Here is a 21967-nt window from a genome sequence, read left to right as displayed (position 1 = left end):
TACCCGTCATTCCGAACATTCCGGAAATCTACAGCTCCTTTCCGTCGCAAGAACTTCAACGAGCGCTTCAGTCGATGCAAATCTTAAATACCTCTCAAGTGGTAAGGTCGGATAAGTAAGTCTGAAAAACTGGAATTAGGACGACGCTCGCATAAAAAAGGCCCTTGGACGTCTCCACGGGCCTCGCTGGACTATTGAAAAGCTATTTCAGCTTAAAGGAAATAATGCGCTGCAAGCGCTATGTAGCAAGCTGCTAAAATCAGATAAATAAGACCTACCAGTGCATGTCACTCTCCTTTCCCGTCAGACTTGGCCGCCTTCTCGAGGTGCGGCGCGACAAACCTGTTTGCCCGAAAGCTTCACAAAATGCGTCAAACTGGCTTTGGTTCCCCGAGGCCCAACCTTTTATTGGAAGGCCGCTCCTTCAATGTCTTGGCCGTAGCTCAGGACGCGAACAAGGATAAGCCTATCGCTTTGGAGGCGGTAAAACAGAACGCTATTACCAACGGGGAAGCTGCGTAGTCCTGCGCTCACCTCGTCCCGGTTGCGGCCTGCCTCAGGATGTTCCCCGAGCATCCGCAGAATGCCCTCAATACGATCGAGCACGCCATCAGCCGCCGTTTCATTATCGGCCGCGATCAATGACCACAAAGCCACCAAATCCTTGCGGGCACGGGGTCGTCGGGTAACGCGGTAGGTCAAGGCGCGTAACTAGCGGCCTGCGCGAAGGCGGAGGCCTTCAGCCTTGATGCTGGCCATGTCCAAAGGCTCGTCTTCGCCGCTTTCGTCGCCCTCATGGATGAGCTGACGCAACGCCTCGAGCCTCGCCAAGCGCGTCTGCTCCCGCTCTTCGATCAGCCGCAAGCCTTCGCGATGAACCTCGCTGACGCTCGCGTAGCGACCGCTTTCGACCATGGCCTGAACCATGGTCTCGTAATGTTTGCCGACCGTCACATTAGGCATTAGCGTCTCCTTATGTCGCTATATAGCATATTATGACATAAATGGCAAATCTTTCCTGACAGCACTGCAGGCTCTTAAGACGTTTTTATCGCCTATAGGCTGTAGTATTAAAAAACGGAAACGGAAGCGGAACATGTCACGATTGGGGAAAGTATGAAGGATAAAGAGATACCCGATCGATGGGTCACTTTCATTTCTAATGCTGCAACATTATTAGGTATAGCCTTAGGGTTCTATGTTCTTGCTTCCGAGGTAAAGGACAGTCCAAATAGCAGCGTAGGCCTTGCCCTTTTTGGTCTTTTTGTCGGATATCTTAGTGCATTTAAATTATTCAGCGATATGCTCGACTTCTTTGGCGAATGGAAAACACAGAAGGCCCGCCGTTGGCTTGGAGGCTTTATGGTTCTCTTGATTGTCGTCTCGTCTTTCTTGGTTGCCGGTACATTTGGCATAATTTGATTATCTAAAAGCTAGTCATAGCGCCCGGAAAACAGGTCACCTAACGCCCGTCGCTTCTTGTACGTGAGATCGCGCTGGCGCAGATGCTCGGGCTTGTCGTGGAGCATGTGGCATCGCTGGCAGAAGGCCTTGAGGTTGGCCGGGTGGTTGTTTCCGGGGTCATGGTCGAGATGCGCGGTTGCCAGGGCGACCTTGGTCCGCTGCACCACGGTCTCGCAGGTGAGAGGGGCTAACGCCTGCAATACGCGACCTTTTCCGTTGCGCCAGGCTAACGCCTCTGCATCCCACCAGCGACCATCGCCAAGATGCACCACGGTTTGTCCGTGCGGGCGCAGACAGCCCTCACAACGACCTTTGGCGCGAACGAAGCGGATCTGCTGCGACAGCTCACGCCAGTCGATCGGATAGTAAAAGCGGCGGTGGCGGCGGATGGGCATCAGCGGACCTCGGTGTTCGCCTGTCGGCCACCTGGAAAATAGGTGTAGAACACCGTCCGACTGACCCCGAGACGCTTGGCGATATCCGCCACGGGAATGGTGCCATCCTTCAACATCGCGCGCCCGGCGGCAACGTCGGCCTCGCTGAGCTTGGCAGGGCGTCCACCTTTGCGGCCACGCGCCAGTGCGGCCTTAAGCCCCGCCATCGTGCGTTCGCGGTTCATGTCGAGGAAGTATTCGGCCAGCGTACCGAGCAGGTGGAACATCATGCGGCCGGTGGCGGTCTCCGTGTCGATCGCCTCAGTAAGCGACTGGACCTTGATGTCCTGTGCGGCGAGGCTGTGGGCGGTCTCGATCATCTCGCGGAGAGACCGGCCCAGCCGGTCGACCTTCCACACCACCAGCTGATCATCGGGCCGCAGGAACGACAGGGCGGCATCAAAGGCCGGACGTTTCGTGCCGGCGCGGCCAGATTCCTTTTCCTCGAAGATCCTGCTGCAGCCGGCGCGCGTCAGCGCGTCCCGTTGCAGGTCGAGGTTCTGATCTTCGGTCGAAACACGGGCATAGCCGATAAGCATGTCCGGATAGTCGCACGTGACCGTTTACCTGACAATAGTTTTCCGCACATAGTTTCCGGACAAATGCACACCTTTTAAACGGCATTCGGGGCCCTCAAAAAGCAATGTCCGGAAAACGGTCGTTTTCCGGAAGTTGCGCCTAGGTGGAAGCGAAGGTATCGTTTGTAAATAGCACTTAGGATCTATGATTACCGCATTGCATGGCTAAGCGGCTGCACCTATAGTTGCATTTTTGGTAAGGTGAAAATGTGCGCATCGAGAAGGTTAGGGTTCAAGGCTTTAGACTACTTGAAGATGTTGAGATCATGCTCGAAGGTGTCTCGACCATAATAGTAGGACGCAACAATAGTGGAAAGACATCTCTAACTGATGTTTTTGAAAGGTTTGTCTGCGAACGTGCAGCCTCATTTCGCTTGCAGGACTTCTCAGCATCGTCACGAGGTAGATTTTACGAAGCAAAAGAGCTTTGGTCTAGTAATTCCCAGCTTAGCGACGTTTTAGGCGTTCTTCCGAAGATCGTCCTAACCCTCAGCCTCATCTACGACAAAACGGCGCTCGACGTAGGACCCCTTTCACCTTTCATAATTGACCTTGATACAAACTCATCGACTGTTGTTGTGAGAATGGAATATGCCCCAGTAGCATCAAGTCTTGGGATCTTGCTTGATACGCCGACGCCGGACTCCGGAGTAGATCCACGACTTAGTTTTTATAAGCATCTCAAAGAAACTATATCAAGAGCATACAAGATATCAGTTATTGCGGTTGATCCAACTGACGAGTCTAACCAGCGTCGCTTTGATGAAATAACGGGACTTTTTGCCCTCCTGCAATGCAGTCTTGTTCGGGCGCAACGCACCCTCGATCATGTTCGCCACGGCGACACAAACGCTATCGGGCAACTCTTGGGGACGCTATTTAAGACCGCAACTGCGCCAACAGCAGCCCAGGCTGATCAGAATTTAGCCGCGAAACTCAAGGCCTCCGTTGAATCTATTGAGCGCAGTGTTCAGGAAGAATTTGATGACATGTTAGCTGGCCTTCTGCCTGCGATGGATGCGCTCGGTTTTCCAGGTTTAAACGACACCCTTCTGCATCCTGAGACCTCCCTCAACGTTGAAGCTCTACTTCATGACCATACTAGAGTAGTCTATACTGGCACAGACGGCGTTCATTTACCTGAGGGGTACAATGGTCTTGGCACTCGAAATCTAATATACATGCTGCTCCAATTGGAGAGCTATCACAAGGAATACCGAGCGCGGGCGACACGCCCATCAACGCATTTAGTGTTCATCGAGGAACCGGAAGCTCATCTGCATCCTCAAATGCAGGAGGTCCTTGTCAACCAATTAAGCGAAGCCGTGAAAAGGCTTTCAGCAAATTATCCAAAAGAGCCTGTCTGGCAGGTTCAGTTTGTAATCAGCACACATTCCTCACATGTAGCAAACTCTGCGCCGTTTGAATCCGTACGATACTTCTTAAATGACCAATCTACAACGGGTGGTGCACGGCGCACCATTGTAAAGGATTTTCGAAAAGGCCTGTCGGCAATTCCGGATGATGATCAGGATTTTCTGCACCAGTACATGACGCTTACAAACTGCGATCTCTACTTCGCCGACAAAGCGATTATGGTTGAGGGAACGACTGAACGGATACTGATGCCTCGTATTTGCGATATGGTCGACCAAGGCATCGAAGAGAAAAACCGGCTATCTCGTCAGTATGTTACAACTGTTGAAGCAGGAGGTGCCCATGCCCATATTTTCTATCCGTTATTAGATTTTTTGGAACTAAAGACTCTTTTTATCACCGATATAGATTCGGTCCATGAGGTAAAAAAGGTTAATAAGAAAGGCAAAAAAATAACAGTCTGGGAAAAGTGTCCGGTTTCTGACGGCACTAGAACTTCTAATACTGCTATTAGAGACTGGTTCAAGCCAAAGGTGACCACTAAGCCGGGCGATAAGGCCCCGCCTCTTCCTGACTTTAGTCCACAAGAGTTGCTCTCTAAAAATGATGCCGATAAGCAAGACGGTTTTCGACGGCTGGCCTACCAGCTTCCCGAAATCGTTGGATCGACCGTTTGTGCCCGCAGTTATGAAGACGCCTTAGTCCTTGCTAATCCAGATCGGTTTGATTGGCCTAAGGAGGAAGACGAAGCGACAGAGGCGTGGCACATCGCAAAAGATCTTCCGAAGGCAGAGACAGCGCTGGATTTTGCGATCCGACAAAAAGACTGGACGGTTCCGCGCTACATACGTGAGGGATTAGAATGGCTTTCTCAACCTCCTCCACCGCCTGAAGCTAATCCGCTCGATGCGTTTGAAGATCCAGAAATTAAGGCCCTGATCGGATGACCGGAGCTGCTAAAAACCCTGCACTCGACGCTGCGAGGCAGGCTCAATTTAAAGTAGATAACTGCCTGGATGAAAGACGGAGTTTTCGGCTGGAGGCCGGAGCCGGCGCTGGGAAAACTTACTCGCTTGTATCAGCCCTCCAAAGGTTGATTTCCGAACGAGGAATAGCGCTAACGCAGGCAGGTCAGCAGGTTGCATGCATTACCTACACCCTGGTTGCACGTGATGCGATTGCAAAGGCGATCGCAAACCATCCGGCTATCCTTGTTGAGACCATACATGCGTTCTGCTGGTCTATAATCAGTCAGTTTCAGAGTTCGCTTCGACAGCTGCTGAGCGAGGACGCTGAAAAGGCCGAGAAAATAACTCAGGGTGGTGGACTTGGAAAGAAGCCCATCCTTTACAGCCTCGGATACTTTGTCGTAGACAATAGCACCGTCTTTTTATCACATGATGACGTTCCCGTCATGATGGCGAAACTAATAGAGAATACAAAGTTTCAGAACTTAATTCGTCAAAAATTCCCATTTATATTTATCGATGAATACCAAGACACGGATCCAGCATTCATGGCGTCTCTTACGAGGCACTTTCTTGAATCCGCCCGCGGTCCTCTTATTGGTTTATTCGGTGATCACTGGCAAACCATCCATAGGAAGGATTATGAACTAGCGGCTCTGCCTATTCTGGGCATCGATAAAGGCTCAAACTTCCGATCAGTCCCAGCTATCGTCAATGTACTCAACGAATTGAGGCCGGAACTCCGACAAGCGGTGAGCGACCCTGACGCAGAAGGAGAAGCTCGTTTCTTTCATGTGAATTCTTATAAGGGAGAGAAGACCAATACCCCACACTCAAAAAATGATCTACCCGATGATGTCGCTAGACTCGTACGTCATTCATTAATTCAGCGCTTACAAAAAGAGGGGTGGGAGTGGGACGAAACGAAGGTTCTGATGCTCACACATAATGCCATTTCGGCTGAACATGGCTATCCAACTATCGCTGATATCTACAAGGGTCGAACGGAGAAGTACGTAAAAAAGGAAGACCCTGCAATAGAGTTTTTGTGTAATATTGTCGATCCAATGTGTGAATCTTATGATAGATCGCACTACGGGGAGATGTTTTCTATACTTGGAAGATCCCCTGCAATACGTGCTCATTCGGACAAGGCATTATGGCGAGATCACATGGATCGGCTTCTCAAACTGCGAAAGGAAGGTACGATTGGTGAGATAATTGATCACCTTAAAGACGGTCATAAGCCTCCTCTTCCTGAGAGAGTTCGTCGGCGGGAGGAGGAACTGCAAAAACTTGGCGATGAACCTATCCCCGAAGAAATGGGAAGTCTTTCGCGCTACAAGAATCTTCGCAATGTGCGGTACTCAGAGGTATCCTCGCTTATTAGTTTTGTGAACGGCTTTACCCCGTTCGCGACTCAGCACAGCGTGAAGGGGGATCAGTTTAAAGATGTTCTCGTCATCTTGGGAGGTGGTTGGAATCAATACAACTGGCCTCAGCTTTTTGAGCTGTTAGAAACCAAGAAAATCACATCGACCAACTCAAAGGGCTATCTGCGCTCCCGCAACCTATTCTATGTATCCGTTTCACGCCCAATGAAACGACTTGCAGTTCTGGCTACACAGACCCTACCCCCTAATGCGCTAAAGACAGTGACGCGGCTGTTTGGTGCAGATTGCGTTGAACAAATTGAGGTAGCCATCCCTGATAAGAGAGCATCCTAGGCTTTCCTTAAAAACTTAAAATCGGAAAACTAACATAGGATGCATTATCTCTAGTTCCGCAGCATTGTTTCCTCCGTCACCTGCATTACAGCCTGCAGAAAAGTATGCTCGAGCATGATCGTGAAAGCGTCAGTGACCGGGAAAGGGATGACGCGGTTTTTGCCGCGAAACTCGCGCGGACGGAGTTCGAGGTCGGCCAGCGGCACCCAGTAGAACACGTCGGGTGTCGCCTCGTCGAAGCACGCAAAGTTGACGGTGAGATGGAACAGCCCTGCGAACCGGGTCAGCTTCTCCACTTCGGCCGGATCAAACAGGAGCTGGCCATCGTAGAGAGATTTCGCCTTCACATCGAACGCCAGTTGCCCGACCTGAGGCACGCCCACGATGAAATCCGGCCGCTTGATGCGGCCCCTGTAGGCCTCTGGCACGGTAAGCGGCGACTGCTCAACATACAGATGCGGCACGCCCGATGCGTCAAGCCACTCGCGAAACACAGCCTCGGCTTTGTCGCCTTTGGCCTTTAGCGCGGTGGGTAAGCGGTACATGCCCCAGCGTGCGGCACGATCGCGGTCCTAGCAACCGCGTGTGGCGAGATCCGCACCACGACTGTGGCGGCGTTGCCGCATCGCCGTTGGCCCGACCGCCTGCGCGCTCGCTCGACCTAAGGGCTATCTGACCGAAGCCCTCCATAGCGCAGGGAAGATGGCCCGACTGGCAGCCTCACGGGGGTGCGGGGGCATCCGCCCCTGCCTGCCCGGAGACCCGTGGCTCCGGGCAGCGCCGAGGGTGCGGGGCGGGCGTGCGCCCTGCTGCCGGGGTGCCGGCGCGCAGCCGGCGTTTCGGCACCGGGGGTGGGTGTGGGAGGGGCGAACGGCCCCTCTCACTCGTCCGCGCCACGGGCAAGGACGACACAGGGCGCGACCGCGGCCCTGTCACTGTCGGCGACCTCGCTGACAGTGACAGGGCAAATCCCATCTGACACCATCGCAGCGGAATGGCGCCCACGGCCGCGGCGGCGCCGACATGTCAGCCAGGATGGCGCGGTCCGGCATAAATGCTCGACACGTGCCACGCGGGCACGTGTTGGATTCAACAAGCGACATCTCGGTCACAGTGCGCTGGACCAGGCACCTTTCAGGAGACAGGCGGCGGGCATCAACCCGTCAGGCATCACACCGGCTGCCCTCGGGCAGTCACCACCCCGGCCGCGACGACCCTACGGGCACGGCACCGGGAAGGCTCAACCGAGCAACCACGAGGACGCATCACCATGAGGACGACTACGACCCGCCCTCATCACGAGGCACCAACCCTTTGGAGGCACTGGAACGGACACGACGTTTAGCTACCGCAGTATCCGGCCATGGGCGTGATCCGTCACGCAAATTCTGACGCCTTCGGGGGGGCAGCACATAAGAGGAACGGGGTCAATCCGACAGGGTTTGTCGCATCGGCATCGGGACCTGATCGGCAAGGATCGTCGTTCCCCGCTCGCCCTGTCGGGAAACAGGTGTTTTCCGACAGGCAGATATCGACCCTTCCAGGTCGGTCGCGTATTCACCGCCGGTAACCCGAAAGTCGCCATGACGGGCGGTTGCCGCACGGAGATGTCAATGCGATGGCTTCGACGGGCTGCGATCCGCAGGCGAGCAGGTTCACCGAGCGTTGACCTCCAGCTCGCGTCGGAACGCGGCTTCCGCCATGTCGACGAGGCGCGTGTGGATCCCTTGGCGCGAACGCCCCGCACCGTCTGAACAGATCGGATCGTCGATGCCCTCTTCCACAGCCACCTGTGCCGCACCGGGCTTGCAGGTGCCGAACATGCTGAAGTGGCTCGCGTCCTCGATCACGGCGTAGTCGGCATCCGGAATAGAGTCCGCGATGGTTGAAGCCTGAGCCGTTGCCGGGATCTCCGCCGCGTGGCCAAGGTTCACGAGAGCGATGGGTATGCTGATCGTCGGCAGCGAGGCCTCGTCGAAAATATCCGCTGGCGCCGGATCGATCGCCATGGCGAAGCCGATGCGTTCATCGCGGTAGTCCTGACCGGCCGCTCGCATGTCCATGGCGTGCAGATCGACGCCGCTTTGGCGCACCCAGCCGCAGAGCGAGGGATTGCGGGTCTGTCCGTCGCAGTACGCCGCCAGCAGCCGGGCGTCGAAACGTGCTCCGGCCAAGGCCAGCGCGGTGCTGCCGCCCATGGACAGGCCGAGGACGCCCACCCGGTTGGGCGCCTGATGCTGGACGAAGGGTTCGGCGCGCTCCATCGCATCCAGCGTGCGGGAGATGTCGGACGGGCGGAGCCAGAGCTTCATGGTCTCCGCAGCCGACCGCTTCGGGCCGCCGTTGCCCGGATGTGTCGGGGCCGCCACGATGAACCCTCGCTGCGCCAGGGGAGCGGCGATCCAGCTCATCATCTCGGCCTGTCCCGCCAGCCCCGCCCCGTGGGACAGAAGCACGAGCGGGAAGCGGCCTTCTGCGACGGGCGCATCCCGCTGTGCAGGTGTGCCCGTGAAGAACGGCGTGTCTCCCAGCACGACCTCGCTTCCGCCGGAAGCGGCCGGGTACCAGATGGTGACGTCGAGTGGGCGGCCGCGCTCAGGCGATGGAACCTCTATCCGTCGAACGCCGACCCCGGCCTCCGCGCCGGCGGCCATCGGCGAATGGAACGCAAGGAGTGTGATGGTCCCCAGAACCGCCACGACCTGATCTCGAACCCTCATCGCCGTTCCCTTTCGTTCCGATGCTGCTGTTGCTCGTACCCTGCCGTCGCGCCGATGCGGATCGGGATGGGGTCGCAACGGGAGGATGGCGGATCGATGCGACGGTCGCGTCCTCGAACACGCTTCCGGACGTCCGAGATCGCGATCGAGGACGGCCGAAGGTTCGGTTCAGTCGTAAAGTCGTCGGATCAGGCCACTGGATGGTTTGCGCGATCGTCCTCCGCAACGTCGGCGCTGCCACTCGAGTGCCGGTAGGCACTGGGTGTCATCCCGGTCACACGCTGGAACTCGCGGTGGAAGTTCGACTTCGTGCCGAAGCCGACCTCCAGCATGATCGAGGTGACCGGATCGGCGGTCGATACAAGCATCCGCCGCGCAGCATCGACGCGGAACTCGTTGATCACCTGCGAGACGTTGCGGCCATGGATGCGGTTCACGGCGGCCGAGATCCTTCGTGATGGGAGACCGGCGCGACGAGCCAAGCGATCCAAGGTCAGGTCGGGATCGCGATACAGGGCCTGTTCCACCATCAACGTGTCGAGCCTTCGGAGGACCGCGGCGTCTTCCTCCGACGCCTCCTCTCGGACGGGCGGCAGGGTGGCTGCGTCGGTGTCCCGCGAAGAGGATGGTGGAGTGATGGCTCGCGAGTCGACGGCCGCCACCATGCCGTCCGCGACGAGGTCGGTCTCTGGTCGCCCGGCATCCGCGACAGTCGCGGCGTATCCGGCGGCGGCCAGCCACAGGACGCTTGCGACGGTCAAAACGGCCATGGCTTGCCGCGGCTCGCCGAAGACGAGAGCGAGCGACACGCCCGCATCGATGAAGGCCGTCACGATCAGGAGGATGGCGACGGCGACAAGCGCTCTGTATGTGCTGACGCCGTCCCCGAGTCGCGTTGCCGCGAGGCCGTCCGGTCCCATCCGGGCCGCACGAAGAAGGGCGAGGCCGTATCCGAGGTAGGTTGCGAAGAGGACGGCATCGATCGGCAATCGCCACGATACGGCAAGACCAAGGACCGCCACCGCCGGAAGGAGATGAGGCAGATGCTCGATCAAGCTGGCTGCCGTTCCGCGCCGAAGCTCCTCGAAGGCCACGAAGGCCAAGGCCGGCAGAAGGGCTGCAAGGACCGGCTGGGTCAGTCGCGTCGCCTGCCACCCGAGACCCCAATGCAGGCCGGACAGGAACGCCTGCACGGCACAGAGCGCGACGAGCCAGCCGAAGAGGCCAAACCGCTCGCGGTCCTGCCGGACCATTCTGACGAGGACCAGACAAAGCACCAGCGAGACGACGAACGGCAAAGGGATCGATGGCATGCAGCCGACATATCACGATTGGCGGTCCCGCATCCGAGCGGAATGGCCGAGCTGGGATGCCCTAATGTCGGCTTTCGCGTCGACGTCGCAAAAAACCGGACGCCCCGCTATTCACCCATCTTTCGCGCTGGCAGGCGGTCAGCTTTCTTCCTTGCGGCGGTCCCTTAGCGTATATCTGGGTCCGTCCTATGTGCTGACCCCAGATGGCAGTCATGAGAGCGTATATCTGGGCCCGTTCTATGTGCTGGCCCCGTTCCAGTCGGCCCGGGCAACCGCGATGTCGTCTTCGGTGACAAGACCGGAGATCGGCACGAGATGGTCGCCGAGGCGCGGCATCTGCCGGATCCAGCCGGTTTCCTTCTGCAGAAGGGACAAGCCGACGGCGAGGAGGTCGAGTTCCCACCGTGTGTAGAAGCCACGGCGCTCCTCTCGCCATTGCAGGTACCAGTCCCAGACCCGGGGAAAGAGCAGCATGGCGAAGGTGAGGGCGGAAAGTTCGACGCCATGCCCGCGGATCTCGCCGGCGGGCGATGCGGCGAAAGCCCCGAACATCAGCCCGAAATGCTCAACCTTCTGCGACGCCGTCTCGGGGTTCCAGACGCCGGAGCGCCGGAGGCCGAAGGCGGTGAGGGTCGCGGTCTTGAAACGCAGGAGATCGGTCATCTCGCGCTGAAGACGGGCGGGGGCATCCACCACCATGCCGGGTTCGGTGTCCTCGTCGTTGGCATTGGCTGCCGGCGCAAAACGCGGATGGAGCGGGCTGGAGTTCGGCGATGCCGCCGCCCTCTTCGTCCGGCGCCTGGCGCCATCGAGCCCGGTGAAGCGCACGGCAAAACGCTGGCGCTGGGCAGCGGCCTGATAGCGGCGGTAGTCGGTGGTTCCGCTGATGATGGTGGTGCGGACCCAGGTGAGGATCTCCTCCTGCTCGACGATCGGCTTCCTGCTGAAATCCTCCGGCAGATGCCAGGCCAGGCGTCGCCGCTCGGGGCGGGGAATGTCGTCGAGGACATTGCCGCGGGCAGCTCGTCCCGATCGAGGCAGTTTGGCGCGCAGGCTTCCAGCCGGTAGTCGATAGCGATGCTCGATTTGATCGAGGGCCTGGAGGCTGGTGAGCGAGCTCGGGGAGGAGGTGCCCTTCACCCATTTGTCCAGAGTAATCCGGTCCAGGAAGACCCCGGTGGCGGTGATCGCCCGCGCGAGGCGGCCGACGGTCTCGCCGTGGCGCGTGATGTGCAGCGCCAGCGCGCTGGCGAAATCGTCGCGATCCTCCCATTCGGTCCACAGCGGTTCGGGATGCTCCTCGATCGGCCGAGGCTTCGGTCCGGGCTTGGCCCTCAATGCCGACGATGGCTCGCGATCGGCTGTTGTGGCTGCACTCGGGGCAGGACGTGTTCGGCGTCGGGGTTCTTGTTTGGAAGCGGGCGAGGTGAGGGGCTGGTCCGCCAGAGCCCGGCAGATGGCGTCGCAGATGGGCTGAATCTGCGCTCGAGCCGAGGCGAGGACGTGAGGCTCGATGCCGGCGGCGTCGGCGATCAGGCCGATGTCGATCGCCCGGCCGCGATAGGGCGGGAACAGGTTCCGGGTCAGGCAATCGTCGAGGTAGTCGCGAAGGCGGTCGAGGTCGTCCTGGGGCAGGAGGTCGGCAAGCCGGACCTTGCAGTAGAGATCGATGCGCTGCGATGTCAGGCGGTAGGCGGATGCACTCATGAAGGCCTCGTTCGGTTGTTGAACGGGCGTGCCCATGACAAATTCGAGGCGGCCTGTTGATCGCTCAAAGGTCCGGCTGGGATCCTTTCCACCGAAGACAGGTGTTTCTTCAGTGAGGGTTACGAACCGCCGCGTGTCAGAGAAACGATGGCGTTCCAGAAGGCCTCCGGCGATCCCGCGACGATCAGCGCGATGCTCAAAGTGATGATGGCAACGATCTGAAGGGCGATGATGCGGATGAGCTGCGAGCGGAACGGCTCCTTGCGCGTTTTGTGACGGACCATCTGCTGGGCCAACACGGCTCCAGCGCTTCCCCCGACCTCTGCCAGGCTCAAAAGCGTTTTTGCCTTATCCAGAACCATGGCTCCATAGGCGAGGACGTTGACGATGAGGACATAGCCCGCCAGTGAGATCATGAGCTGCCGTGTCATGCGTCCTCCAGTCGTGGGATCGTCATAGGAACCGTCGATTCCCAGCGACCACAAGATCCCCGAACGAAAACGCCCTCACCGGGGGAGGACCGGTCAGGGCGTCATCTTGTGCCTGTAGCGGTGGGAGGAACCGCGAGGCGGAGGTGGTGACGGACACGACCCCGTCCACGATCTCCTGATGATCGACGGCGAGTCCGGTTGGAACGATGGCTGAGAGCGAAAGGCGGCACGACATGGCAGCGATCCCTTACGGAAACTACCATTCCCGCCGCAAACTGCATCAGTTGTAAGTCAGACCCAGTTTTGCAGGCCGTTTGACAGCATGGGGACTGGCGGAGCAACCAGAGCTGCGGCACCTGCTAAGGACGAATGGGCCGAATTTTGATGTCGTTCGATGTTATCCAGGGAAAGCCGGAACCTGAATGTTCCAGCTTTCCCTCCGTTGAGGCAACCGCTGCACGACCAACCTTGGCAGATGAGCTTGGCAGATTGGAATCCATCATGGTGAAACTGAACATGACAGCGCGCCATCTCAAATCGTCACAACGACGGTCACAATTTCAAATTGTCAATTGAAAGAGAACTAGTAATTCTGTTTCAAGCAGCGGGGCCGACCTTCATCGCCCATCGTGCCATTGCATCTAGTGCGGTAGACTGTATTTCATCCAAGTGTTCGCAGTAGAACAAGTACGGCAAAATAGCCAAGTCCGATCGCGCATCCGAGGTTCAGAACGGTCCACGTACGCGAGCCGACATAGCGGCGCGTCCATGCAATCGCCCCGGCGCATAAAAAACACCAGAGCACTGACGATGCCATAAAGCCGCCCAGGAAGATGGTGAACGCGGACCATCCGGGATTACTTACACCTAGCGCGGTTATGGTGCCGCCGAGCCCAGCCCAGTAGGTGACATTCATCGGGTTGGACAGTGACAGCGCCGCGCCTGTCGTTAGAGCTGAGCGTCCCGCTTGAGAGTGCAGTGCTGAGTCAAATATGGGCATGGGACCGAGACCGTCACGCAGCGCCTGCCAAGCAATCCAGAAGAGAAGGCCCGCACCAGTAATGCTAAGGGGCGTCTCGATATAGGGAAGCGTGAACAATGCTGCCGTGCCCAGAAGACCAAGAACAGCCCAAACGAAGTCCCCGGCAAGCGATCCGATCTGGACGGCAAGGGCTGGCTGGAAGCCACCTCGAAGACCTCGCCGCAGGCTTTCTGAAAAGATCGCACCAGGTATGGCGTTGAACAGAAGGCCGAGGATAAAAGCGGAGGCGAAAAGTTCGGTCATGAGTGGCCTCTACTGGGGTGCGACTGTGATCCTGTGCCTTTGAATTCGGCTTCTGTCTTGGATGTGGTTTCAGCTGTTCCGCCAGCGTCCCGGTGGAACACCGTAGGTCGCACGAAAGCGTCGGGTCAGATGCGCCTGGTCGGCGAAGCCAAGGTCGGCCGCAATCTGTGCGATGGCCTCGCCTCTTAGCATTCGGACGCGCGCCTCGTTCACGCGCTGGTTCGACGCCCAGGTGAAGGGCGGAAGTCCGTAGGCACGAGTGAAGGCCCTCACCAATTGAACAGGTGTCAATCCGGTGTCCTCTGACAGTTCTTGGAGCGACGGCGGCGCGCCGCCGTCGCTCAACCGCTCTGCCACACGAAAAAGGGCATCGGGAATGCGTCGTTGGTTCGGCGCGCGCTGAGATCCTGCGAGCGTTAGCAGTTCGTCCAACGTCTGGATCAGGCGCTCTATGGCTTCATTGGCGAGAACGTCCGGATCGAGTCCATAGAGGATCGCGTCGGCCATGCGTGCTGCAGCGCCCTCGTGTTTCAGGACAGGGTGTTCGAACACCGTTTCAAGCGGAAGGTCAAAAGACTCGTTCAGGACCGAGGGGTCGACATAGAGGCTCAGGAACCTCCATTCCCTGCTCACGGCATGGGAACTCTGCACCTGTGCCGGATTGTAGAGAGTAATCTCGCGTTCACCTGCCTCCAGCGCCTTGCGGTCGAGCCGGATGCGTTCGCTGCCACACACGTTGACGCTCAGCACGAATTCGTCGTGGAAATGGGGCGCGAAGGCACTGCCTGCGCAATCAAGGCTGGCGACCTCAATCCCGTGGAACTTGCGACGTGCAAAGGGCCTCACGCTGCGACTATCCAATCTCGGACGATTGAAGCTCGTCCGTTCCCATTCGCATCTCAGCTACCCCTCCTCGGTGATCGTATTGAAGCGATCTGGACGAGCCGAAGCCTTCGTGGAGCGAACCACAAAGCCGGTTTTCGAGTTCAGGCCGCCGGCGTCGAAAGCTGTCGGCCGAGTGGATACGTCGAGAACGCGGACATCATGGAACTTTGCTTCTCAGGCAGCTTCCAGGCTGGAAGCGACGTTAGTGTCCGTTGGGTAGATGGACTCCATGGACTCATGTGAGATCGTTTGGTCCGATAGCTCATCAGTCGTCGCGTATGTGAAAACGATCACAGTGCGCCGCGTCTCCTTTGTAAGGGGAGAGATGCGATGCAGGGCGTCCTTAGCGCGTAGAAGATAGCATGAGCCTGCGGGGACATGGACGCTACGGATTTGTTCAGATGCAAGCGTGCGTTGCAAGTGAGAGCGGGTGTCCTCCTTATCCCAATGAATGCGAGGCACGAACTCGACGCGACCACCGCTCAGCACGTCCGGTTCGTCAACGACCCATACCAGAGCGAAAGCATAGTCATCCCAGTGCCAACCGTGCGTATCACCCGCCCGGCTCTGGGAGTTGATGATGAATTCTTCGGGCTTGTAGGGCACGCGATAGATGGGCTCGCCAATGATGTGGCTCAGGAACGACAGGATGGCTTCGCTGTCGAAAAAGGCCGGGATGTAAGTGCCGTTCGTTCGGATCGCGTCGCGTCCGACACTGCTATAGGCACGAGGCGTACCACCGCTCTGTTCGATGATGAGTTCGCGTCGGCACGCCTCGGCCTGTAAGAGAGCTCGCGCTTCAGCCTCCATCGCGTGTCGCAACTCGATCGGCAGGATATCCCGAAACACGACCATCGTGTCGTCGCGGTAATCTTGGGCAAGGTAGTGCACGAGGCTATCAGAGAGTGAAGTCAGGTGCCGTTCGACCAAGCTCTCGAATTCGGATGCCGAATGTTGCATGAGAAAAAAATCTCCGTTGCGGTCGAGCTGACTTTGCATCGGCGGTTCCCATTGTCTTGAACGTCATTTCAGCTTTGAGCCTGATTGATGGTCCCTCAATTTGGTGGACACCTTTGGTAAGCCTGTGAAGGCAATGAGGTGTTAAATGACGAAGACGAGGCGGGAGTCTTCTCCCAAGTTCATGCATGTCTATTCCGGTCACGGCGGATCGAACCGCCGGCGAAACTCCCGATCGGCATGATATTCGAGCTTGGTGGCGACGATCGGGCGTTGGCCTGCGAGGAAGAGCAGCTCGGTGCGCGCCGGCATATTGCGAACCTCGTCGGGGGTGAGCAGCGCCCGAGCGGTGTGCTGCTCGGCATAGGAGATGCCGGACTGTTCGGCGTCGAGTGCGCGGGCCATGGTCTGGAAGACGACGGTTTCCAGCCCGAGGAGATCGGAGACGAGTTTGGCGCTGTCGTGATCGTTGACGCCGAAGACCTGGAGGACGCCGGCGTTGGAGAGGAAAGTGCCGGCGCGCTGGTCGTAGGTGGCGCGCAGCTGATGGATGTCCTGGAGGATCGGCCAGAGCTGGACGCCGTAGCCTGCCATGAGGCCCATGGCGCGCTCCACGGGGGCGAGGTGACCGAGCGCTGCGAACTCGTCGAGGAGGTAGAGGACGGAGCTTTGAGGCTTCGTTGGATCGCGGGCCATGTCGGTGAGGCTTTGGGCGACGAGCAGGCGCAGCCAGCGCGAATAGGTGGAGAGGCGATCGGGCGGCAGGACGAGAAAGACCGTTTCGGTTCTGGACTTGAGATCGCGAAAGGCGAAGTCGGATCGCGCCATGACGGCCGACATGCGGGGACTGTCGAGGAAATGGGTGTGCCGCTGCGCGGCTGAGAGAACGCCGGCGGCCTCGCGATCGGCCTTGCCGAGATGGCGATTGGCGGCGCGCGCGATCAGACCGCCGGCGGCGCTCGTGCTCTGCATGGTTTTGAGAAGGGCGGAGAAGGCTTCCGGTGCCAGCGTCAGTCCTTCGCGCAGGGTCGCCAAGGTCCGCCGATCACGCGGCTCGTGCGCGGCGATGTGAAGGAGGATGCCGGCGATCAGCGCCCTGGCTTCCTCGTTCCAGTGCGCCTCGCCGGCTTGACCGGGTTCGTCATGAACGAGCGCATCGGCCAGCGTTCCGGCATCCTCCGCTCCGTCGAGGCCCTCAGGATCGAGATCGGCGAGCGGATTGAATGCGGCCGAGGGCTGACCCGTAACGCCGAAGGGATCGAGCACATAAACCCGTCCGAACGTCGCCCTGGCCCGTCCTGCGATCCTGGCATTCTCGCCCTTGGGATCGACGCAAATGACGGAGCGGTTTGCGGTGAGGAGATTGGGAATGATCGTGCCGACGCCCTTGCCGGTGCGCGTCGGCGCCATGGTCAGGAGATGGGCGGGCCCGTCATAGCGCAGGAGCTTTCCCGTTCGTCCCTCGCGGCCGATCAGAAGCCCGGACGTCGATCGCGTCAGAGGCGCGATCTCCCGAGTTGTGGCAAAGCGCGCGGTGCCGTGCGTGTCACCATCCTCGTTCGTGCCGAAGTGATGGATGATCGGATCGGTGATGCAGCGATAGGTGACGAAGCCGATCAGCGCGAACATGACGCCGATGAGGACGAAGGCGGGCCAGCTGTCTTGCGCATAGCCATGGTCCTTCAGCGCGAAGGCGCCGCCCATGCCGATGACATAGGCGATGATGACGACGATGATCAGCCAGGCGAAGACGGACTTCCAGATGCGGAAGGGCAGAGCGATCAGCGAGAACAGGGCCCAGAGAGGTCTTTGCCAGGCGATCCGCAGCATCGCCCCGAAGGCCGCCGCGGCGCGCCCCGGATGGCTCACGAACCGGTCTCCGATCCTTCCCTTCCGGACGCATTTGCATCGGTGGCCGCGGACCCGGCGCCGGCGTCCTGCCGCAGGAGATCGACGAAGAGCTCCTTGTCGCCGTCGCGCGTCAGGAAGCCCGGCAGCTCGCGGCGCAGCCAGTCGCCGAGACGCTTGGTGAACTCGGGGTCGCCAGCGCTTTCCAGGCGATGCAGCACGAGCGCGCCGAGCAGGACCTTGCGGCGCGTATCCTGAGCGCGCTCCTGTTTGCCGAGCCGGGCTTTAAGGGTTTTGCGCTGGTTCTCGATCTCGGCGAGCCGCTGTTCGATGGATTTGCGCGCCATGGCATCCCTTCATTCAGATTGAGCACCGGGCTCCGCCAAAACCTCAGACGTCAGACACAGTCGCTGCAGGCCGGATGACGGACCTGACGCGTTCCCATCCCCGCGGCACGCACCCATCATCAAGGCGTCTGCGCACTCGCCTCGTCGATCCGAAGCTTAAAATCCCGCTCCTTCGTATGTCCATCATACCGATGTTGCTCATCTGTCAGCATTCTCGGTGTCACAGGTCGCGATCCGGCGTATAACAAGCGCGCCTTACCGTGTCTGAATGAGCGCAGCGAAGGAAGGCACAAGGGCGCACTTACGAGTTGCTGCGCAACTCAGGGCTTGATACGCTGAATGCGGTTTGGAGACTTGCCGCTTGGCGATCTATCATCTCAGCATGAAGCCGATTGCCCGCAGCGGTGGCCGCAGCGCCGTCGCGGCCGCGGCCTATCGGTCCGCGGAAATGCTCGTGAACGAGCGAGATGGACTGGTGCACGATTATCGCGCCAAGCAAGGTGTCGAGCATGCAGAGATCGTTCTCCCCGACGGGGTGGATGCGGCCTGGGCTTTGAATCGCTCGGCCTTGTGGAATGCGGCGGAGGCGGCGGAGAAGCGCAAGGACGCGCGCGTCGCCCGGGAGTTCGAGGTGGCGCTGCCGCACGAGCTCTCCGGCGAACAGCGGATCGCGCTGGTGCGGGAGTTCGCCCAGGATCTGGCAAACCGACATGGCGCGGCGGTGGACGTCGCCGTGCACCAGCCGCATTCGGCGAGCGACGTGCGCAACATTCACGCGCACATCCTGATGACGACACGGCGCGTGACGGAGGAGGGGCTTGGCGACAAGACCTTCATCGAGCGGGAGAACAAGTGGCTGCTGTCGAACGATCTGCCGACATCGCAGATGCAGCTGCGCGATATCCGGCAATCGTGGGAGCAGACCGCCAACGCGCATCTTGCGCGGGCGGGTCTGGAGATCCGGATCGATCATCGCTCGCATGCGGAGCGCGGGCTCGAGATCGAGCCGACCGACCATATGGGCGTGCATTCCACGCAGATGGAGCGGCGCGGGCTGGCTGTCTCACGCGGACGGCTGGAAGCGGATGCCGCCCGGCGCAATGCGGACCTGATCCGGGAGAAGCCGGAACAGGTTCTGACGATCATCACGGGGGAAAAGAGCGTATTCGATCGGCACGATGTCGCTCGCGCCCTGCACCGCTACATCGACGACGACGCGCAGGCCTTCCGGAATGCGTTCGCCACCGTGATGGCGTCGCCGGCGCTGGTCGAACTTCAGCCGGAAACGGCGGACAGAGCGACGGGTGAGATCGCGCTGGCGCGCTATTCGACACACGAGATGGTGTCGCTGGAGCGCGGCATGGCGGATGCGGCGGCTCGAATGAGCGAAGCGCGTTCGCACGGCGTCGATCTGCGCCATGTCGATCGCGCGATGGAGCGCCAGGATGCGGCGATCCGGCAAGGCTCGGGCGATGCCTTGGCCGGGCTGTCGCTCGAGCAGCGGCGGGCGATCGGGCATGTGACCGGGTCGGAGCGCATGACCGTTGTCGTGGGGTACGCCGGTGCCGGCAAGAGCACGATGCTGGCGGCGGCACGCGAGGCGTGGGAGGCGCAGGGCTATGCCGTCCACGGCGCGGCGCTGTCGGGTAAGGCGGCGGAGGGACTGGAGGAGAGTTCCGGCATCGCATCGCGCACGCTCGCCTCCTGGGAGATGAGCTGGCAGAATGATCGGCGGTTGCTCGATCGCAGCGCCGTCTTCGTGATCGACGAGGCGGGCATGGTGGGCAGCCGACAGCTTGCGCGGTTCGTTGCCGAGGCCGAACAGCAGGGCGCGAAGATCGTGCTGGTCGGCGATCACGAGCAGCTGCAAGCCATCGGCGCCGGCGCTCCGTTCCGGGCGATCGCAGAGCAGATCGGCCATGCCGAATTGTCAGACATCAGGCGCCAGCGCGAGGACTGGCAGCGCGAGGCTTCCGTCGCCTTCGCCACGCACCGAACGGGTGAGGGTCTGGCCGCCTATCAGGATCATGGCGCCATCCATCTCGCGGACGGACAGGACGAGGCGCGCGCGGCGATCGTGCGCAGCTACATCGCGGATCGGGAAGCGCATCCGGAGGCAAGCCGGGTCGCCATGGCGCATCGGCGCGTCGACGTGCAGGCGCTGAATGAGGGCATTCGCTCCGCGCTTCAGGACAGGGATCGTCTGGGGCGTGGCGAGGAGGGCGGCGAGCGGATCTTCGAGACGATCAACGGACCGCGTGCCTTTGCGCCGGACGACCGCATCGTGTTCCTGGAGAACAACCGCGAACTCGGCGTGAAGAACGGCATGCTGGGAACGGTTGAGTCCGTCGAGCCGAATGCCATACAAGTGCGGCTCGACGGAAAGGATTGGCGGGCCGATGAAGCCCGTACCGTCATCGTGCCGGTCAAAGATTACCAGGCCGTTGACCATGGCTATGCCACCACGATCCACAAGAACCAGGGTGCGACCGTCGACCGGAGCTTCGTGCTGGCGTCGGGCATGATGGACCGGCATCTCACCTATATCGCGATGACGCGGCATCGCGATGGGGTCGAGCTTCATGCCGCGCGGGATGCCTTTATCGACAAGCAGGCGGGGCCGTTCGGGCAGGCGGGGCAAGCCGGTCGACTGGTGGAGCATGGCCCGGCGCCCTACGAGCACCAGGCCGGCAACCGCGGCAGCTACTTCGTCACGCTGGAGGGCGCGGGCGGCGAGAGGCGCACGACCTGGGGTGTCGATCTCGAACGGGCGATGGCGCAAGCGGCACCTGCGATCGGGGCGACGATCGGGCTGGTGCATGAGGGATCGCAAACGGTGCGGCTTCTCGACGGCACCGAGGCGCAGCGCCATTCCTGGTCGGTGCGGGATGCGAACGAGTTGGCCTTGGCCGGGCTCGAGGCCCGCCTGTCGCGATCGGGCGCCAAGGAAACGACGCTGGATTATCCCCGGGACTTTGCCGACCGTCGGGGGATTGCGGAAGCGTTCGGCCTTCGCAGCGACATCGAGCTGCCGCGTGCCGAGGCCTCGCGCGTGGAGATGCCGCGCCAGGACCTCGCCATCGATCGGCGGCAGGAGGCGCGGCGGGATCGTCAGGAGCCGCAGCCGGAGCACGGCCGCAGCGCCTTCGACGGACTGAAGCTGTCACGGGGCGCGGCGGTCGAGGGACCCGCTCGCGGGCCGGGACCGGCAGAGACGGCCCGGGAGCTGACGCGCCCGGCCGAGGTCCGCCAACGCGGCATGTTCGACGGGTTGCGGCTCCCGGCCCCACCTGTCGCACGACCGGAAACCATCAGAGCCGAGCAGGATCGTCCAATACAACGCCAAGCCGATCGGCTCAGGCCCCTGTCCGGGTTTGAGCAGGCCGTCGATCGCTATGCACGGGCTCACCATGCCATCGAGCGTCAGATGCGGGACGGGTTGCCCGTTCTGGAAGGGCAGAGACAGGAACTCCATCAGGCGGGGCTCGTCCTCGACCAGGCGCGGCCCGGAGCGGCGGCGCTGATCGTGTCTGCCGCTCGGCACGACCCGGAGACGGCCCGCGCCCTGACGGACCTGTCCGGGCGGGAGCGGGTCGGTCAGATCGTCGCCGGCATGGACCGCGAGCGCGCGGCGTTGGCGGATCCGAACGTGCGGGCCGATCGGCTGATCGGCTGCTGGCAGGAGCTCCACAAGGAGCGCCAGGCCCTCCCTGGTTGGCGGCACGAGGAGGCACGAAGCAAGGTCGAGGGACAGATGCGCCAGATCGCCGGCACCATCGAGCGCGACCCGCAAGTTGAGTCCATCGTGCGCGATCGCGCGAAGGAACTCGGGATCGCTTCGCCGCAGCCCGATCGCAGCATCGCGCTTCAGATGGAGCGCGAACTGAGCCGGGGCCACGGCATCGGGCTTGAGCGGTGAATTGTAG

18 protein-coding genes are annotated in these 21967 nt (G+C 60.2%); 4 read left to right on the top strand and 14 right to left on the bottom strand.

Going from position 1 to position 21967, the window contains the following annotated elements; genetic code table 11:
* Positions 1-405: 405 nt before the first annotated feature.
* Both ASG62_RS07340 and ASG62_RS07335 read right to left on the bottom strand, forming a co-directional pair.
* A complete protein-coding gene (locus ASG62_RS07340; RefSeq protein ID WP_056692416.1) occupies positions 406-702 on the bottom strand; it encodes a type II toxin-antitoxin system RelE/ParE family toxin in 297 nt (98 codons plus the stop codon).
* A 9-nt stretch (positions 703-711) separates the two neighbouring features.
* The gene (locus ASG62_RS07335; RefSeq protein WP_056692414.1) at positions 712-963 is read right to left on the bottom strand and encodes a type II toxin-antitoxin system ParD family antitoxin; all 252 of its coding nucleotides are present in this window, start codon (positions 961-963) and stop codon (positions 712-714) included.
* Positions 964-1116: 153 nt separating this feature from the next.
* Here ASG62_RS07335 and ASG62_RS26280 point away from each other — a divergent pair, with 153 nt between their 5' ends.
* Complete coding sequence (locus tag ASG62_RS26280; RefSeq protein ID WP_156382010.1) at positions 1117-1422, top strand: hypothetical protein; 306 nt, start codon at positions 1117-1119, stop codon at positions 1420-1422.
* Positions 1423-1433: 11 nt separating this feature from the next.
* Here the strand turns inward: ASG62_RS26280 and ASG62_RS07330 are convergent, their stop codons facing one another.
* Together ASG62_RS07330 and ASG62_RS07325 are read right to left on the bottom strand one after the other, a co-directional pair.
* A complete protein-coding gene (locus tag ASG62_RS07330; protein ID WP_056692410.1) occupies positions 1434-1859 on the bottom strand; it encodes a hypothetical protein in 426 nt (141 codons plus the stop codon).
* The gene (locus ASG62_RS07325; RefSeq protein ID WP_056692406.1) at positions 1859-2437 is read right to left on the bottom strand and encodes a recombinase family protein; all 579 of its coding nucleotides are present in this window, start codon (positions 2435-2437) and stop codon (positions 1859-1861) included. The genes ASG62_RS07330 and ASG62_RS07325 overlap by 1 nt, the downstream gene beginning before the upstream one ends.
* A gap of 248 nt (positions 2438-2685) precedes the next feature.
* Between ASG62_RS07325 and ASG62_RS25395 the strand changes: the two genes are divergently transcribed.
* Positions 2686-4800, top strand: coding sequence for an ATP-dependent nuclease (locus tag ASG62_RS25395; protein ID WP_082537088.1), 2115 nt, complete (start codon positions 2686-2688; stop codon positions 4798-4800).
* Entirely contained in the window at positions 4797-6548 is a 1752-nt protein-coding gene (locus ASG62_RS25390; protein WP_082537087.1) for a UvrD-helicase domain-containing protein, read from the top strand. Before ASG62_RS25395 ends, ASG62_RS25390 begins: the two co-directional genes overlap by 4 nt.
* Positions 6549-6598: 50 nt before the next feature.
* Here the strand turns inward: ASG62_RS25390 and ASG62_RS07320 are convergent, their stop codons facing one another.
* From ASG62_RS07320 to ASG62_RS07280, 10 genes are all read right to left on the bottom strand, one after another.
* Positions 6599-7093 carry a hypothetical protein gene (locus ASG62_RS07320; protein ID WP_056692403.1) on the bottom strand — a complete coding sequence of 165 codons (495 nt, stop codon included), beginning with the start codon at positions 7091-7093 and terminating at the stop codon, positions 6599-6601.
* Between the two features lie 1110 nt (positions 7094-8203).
* Entirely contained in the window at positions 8204-9268 is a 1065-nt protein-coding gene (locus tag ASG62_RS07315) for an alpha/beta hydrolase family protein (protein WP_056692400.1), read from the bottom strand.
* A 188-nt stretch (positions 9269-9456) separates the two neighbouring features.
* Positions 9457-10362, bottom strand: coding sequence for a helix-turn-helix domain-containing protein (locus ASG62_RS07310; RefSeq protein ID WP_244488597.1), 906 nt, complete (start codon positions 10360-10362; stop codon positions 9457-9459).
* Positions 10363-10818: 456 nt separating this feature from the next.
* Positions 10819-12288 (bottom strand): hypothetical protein, encoded by a 1470-nt coding sequence (locus ASG62_RS07305; RefSeq protein WP_156382009.1) that lies wholly within the window; start codon positions 12286-12288, stop codon positions 10819-10821.
* A gap of 119 nt (positions 12289-12407) precedes the next feature.
* Positions 12408-12704 carry a DUF1294 domain-containing protein gene (locus ASG62_RS07300; RefSeq protein WP_413814186.1) on the bottom strand — a complete coding sequence of 99 codons (297 nt, stop codon included), beginning with the start codon at positions 12702-12704 and terminating at the stop codon, positions 12408-12410.
* Positions 12705-13380: 676 nt separating this feature from the next.
* Positions 13381-14004, bottom strand: a complete 624-nt coding sequence (locus ASG62_RS25385; RefSeq protein WP_082537086.1) for a LysE family translocator — start codon at positions 14002-14004, stop codon at positions 13381-13383.
* Positions 14005-14073: 69 nt separating this feature from the next.
* Positions 14074-14865 (bottom strand): AraC family transcriptional regulator, encoded by a 792-nt coding sequence (locus tag ASG62_RS07295; protein WP_082537085.1) that lies wholly within the window; start codon positions 14863-14865, stop codon positions 14074-14076.
* A 198-nt stretch (positions 14866-15063) separates the two neighbouring features.
* Positions 15064-15888 (bottom strand): hypothetical protein, encoded by an 825-nt coding sequence (locus ASG62_RS07290; protein ID WP_200944655.1) that lies wholly within the window; start codon positions 15886-15888, stop codon positions 15064-15066.
* A 159-nt stretch (positions 15889-16047) separates the two neighbouring features.
* Positions 16048-17715, bottom strand: a complete 1668-nt coding sequence (locus ASG62_RS07285) for a type IV secretory system conjugative DNA transfer family protein (RefSeq protein ID WP_413814185.1) — start codon at positions 17713-17715, stop codon at positions 16048-16050.
* Positions 17712-18041, bottom strand: coding sequence for a hypothetical protein (locus ASG62_RS07280; RefSeq protein WP_056692388.1), 330 nt, complete (start codon positions 18039-18041; stop codon positions 17712-17714). The genes ASG62_RS07285 and ASG62_RS07280 overlap by 4 nt, the downstream gene beginning before the upstream one ends.
* A 361-nt stretch (positions 18042-18402) precedes the next feature.
* Between ASG62_RS07280 and traA the strand changes: the two genes are divergently transcribed.
* Positions 18403-21960, top strand: coding sequence for a Ti-type conjugative transfer relaxase TraA (gene traA, locus ASG62_RS07275; protein WP_056692385.1), 3558 nt, complete (start codon positions 18403-18405; stop codon positions 21958-21960).
* The last annotated feature ends 7 nt before the right edge of the window (positions 21961-21967 follow it).

This window comes from Aureimonas sp. Leaf427, from assembly GCF_001425485.1.
In the GTDB taxonomy this organism is placed as follows: domain Bacteria; phylum Pseudomonadota; class Alphaproteobacteria; order Rhizobiales; family Rhizobiaceae; genus Plantimonas.
The sequence above is the reverse complement of the archived record's forward strand: the minus strand, read 5'-3'. Positions and strand labels throughout refer to the sequence as shown.

Bases quoted from the DNA above. Each gene is read 5' to 3' on its own strand.
- ASG62_RS07280 (WP_056692388.1), bottom strand. From the start codon at position 18,041: ATGGCGCGCAAATCCATCGAACAGCGGCTCGCCGAGATCGAGAACCAG.
- ASG62_RS07330 (WP_056692410.1), bottom strand. From the start codon at position 1,859: ATGCCCATCCGCCGCCACCGCCGCTTTTACTATCCGATCGACTGGCGT.
- ASG62_RS07320 (WP_056692403.1), bottom strand. From the start codon at position 7,093: ATGTACCGCTTACCCACCGCGCTAAAGGCCAAAGGCGACAAAGCCGAG.
- ASG62_RS07335 (WP_056692414.1), bottom strand. From the start codon at position 963: ATGCCTAATGTGACGGTCGGCAAACATTACGAGACCATGGTTCAGGCC.
- ASG62_RS26280 (WP_156382010.1), top strand. From the start codon at position 1,117: ATGAAGGATAAAGAGATACCCGATCGATGGGTCACTTTCATTTCTAAT.
- ASG62_RS07305 (WP_156382009.1), bottom strand. From the start codon at position 12,288: ATGAGTGCATCCGCCTACCGCCTGACATCGCAGCGCATCGATCTCTAC.
- ASG62_RS07300 (WP_413814186.1), bottom strand. From the start codon at position 12,704: ATGATCTCACTGGCGGGCTATGTCCTCATCGTCAACGTCCTCGCCTAT.
- ASG62_RS07315 (WP_056692400.1), bottom strand. From the start codon at position 9,268: ATGAGGGTTCGAGATCAGGTCGTGGCGGTTCTGGGGACCATCACACTC.
- ASG62_RS25385 (WP_082537086.1), bottom strand. From the start codon at position 14,004: ATGACCGAACTTTTCGCCTCCGCTTTTATCCTCGGCCTTCTGTTCAAC.
- ASG62_RS25390 (WP_082537087.1), top strand. From the start codon at position 4,797: ATGACCGGAGCTGCTAAAAACCCTGCACTCGACGCTGCGAGGCAGGCT.
- ASG62_RS07290 (WP_200944655.1), bottom strand. From the start codon at position 15,888: ATGCAAAGTCAGCTCGACCGCAACGGAGATTTTTTTCTCATGCAACAT.
- ASG62_RS07325 (WP_056692406.1), bottom strand. From the start codon at position 2,437: ATGCTTATCGGCTATGCCCGTGTTTCGACCGAAGATCAGAACCTCGAC.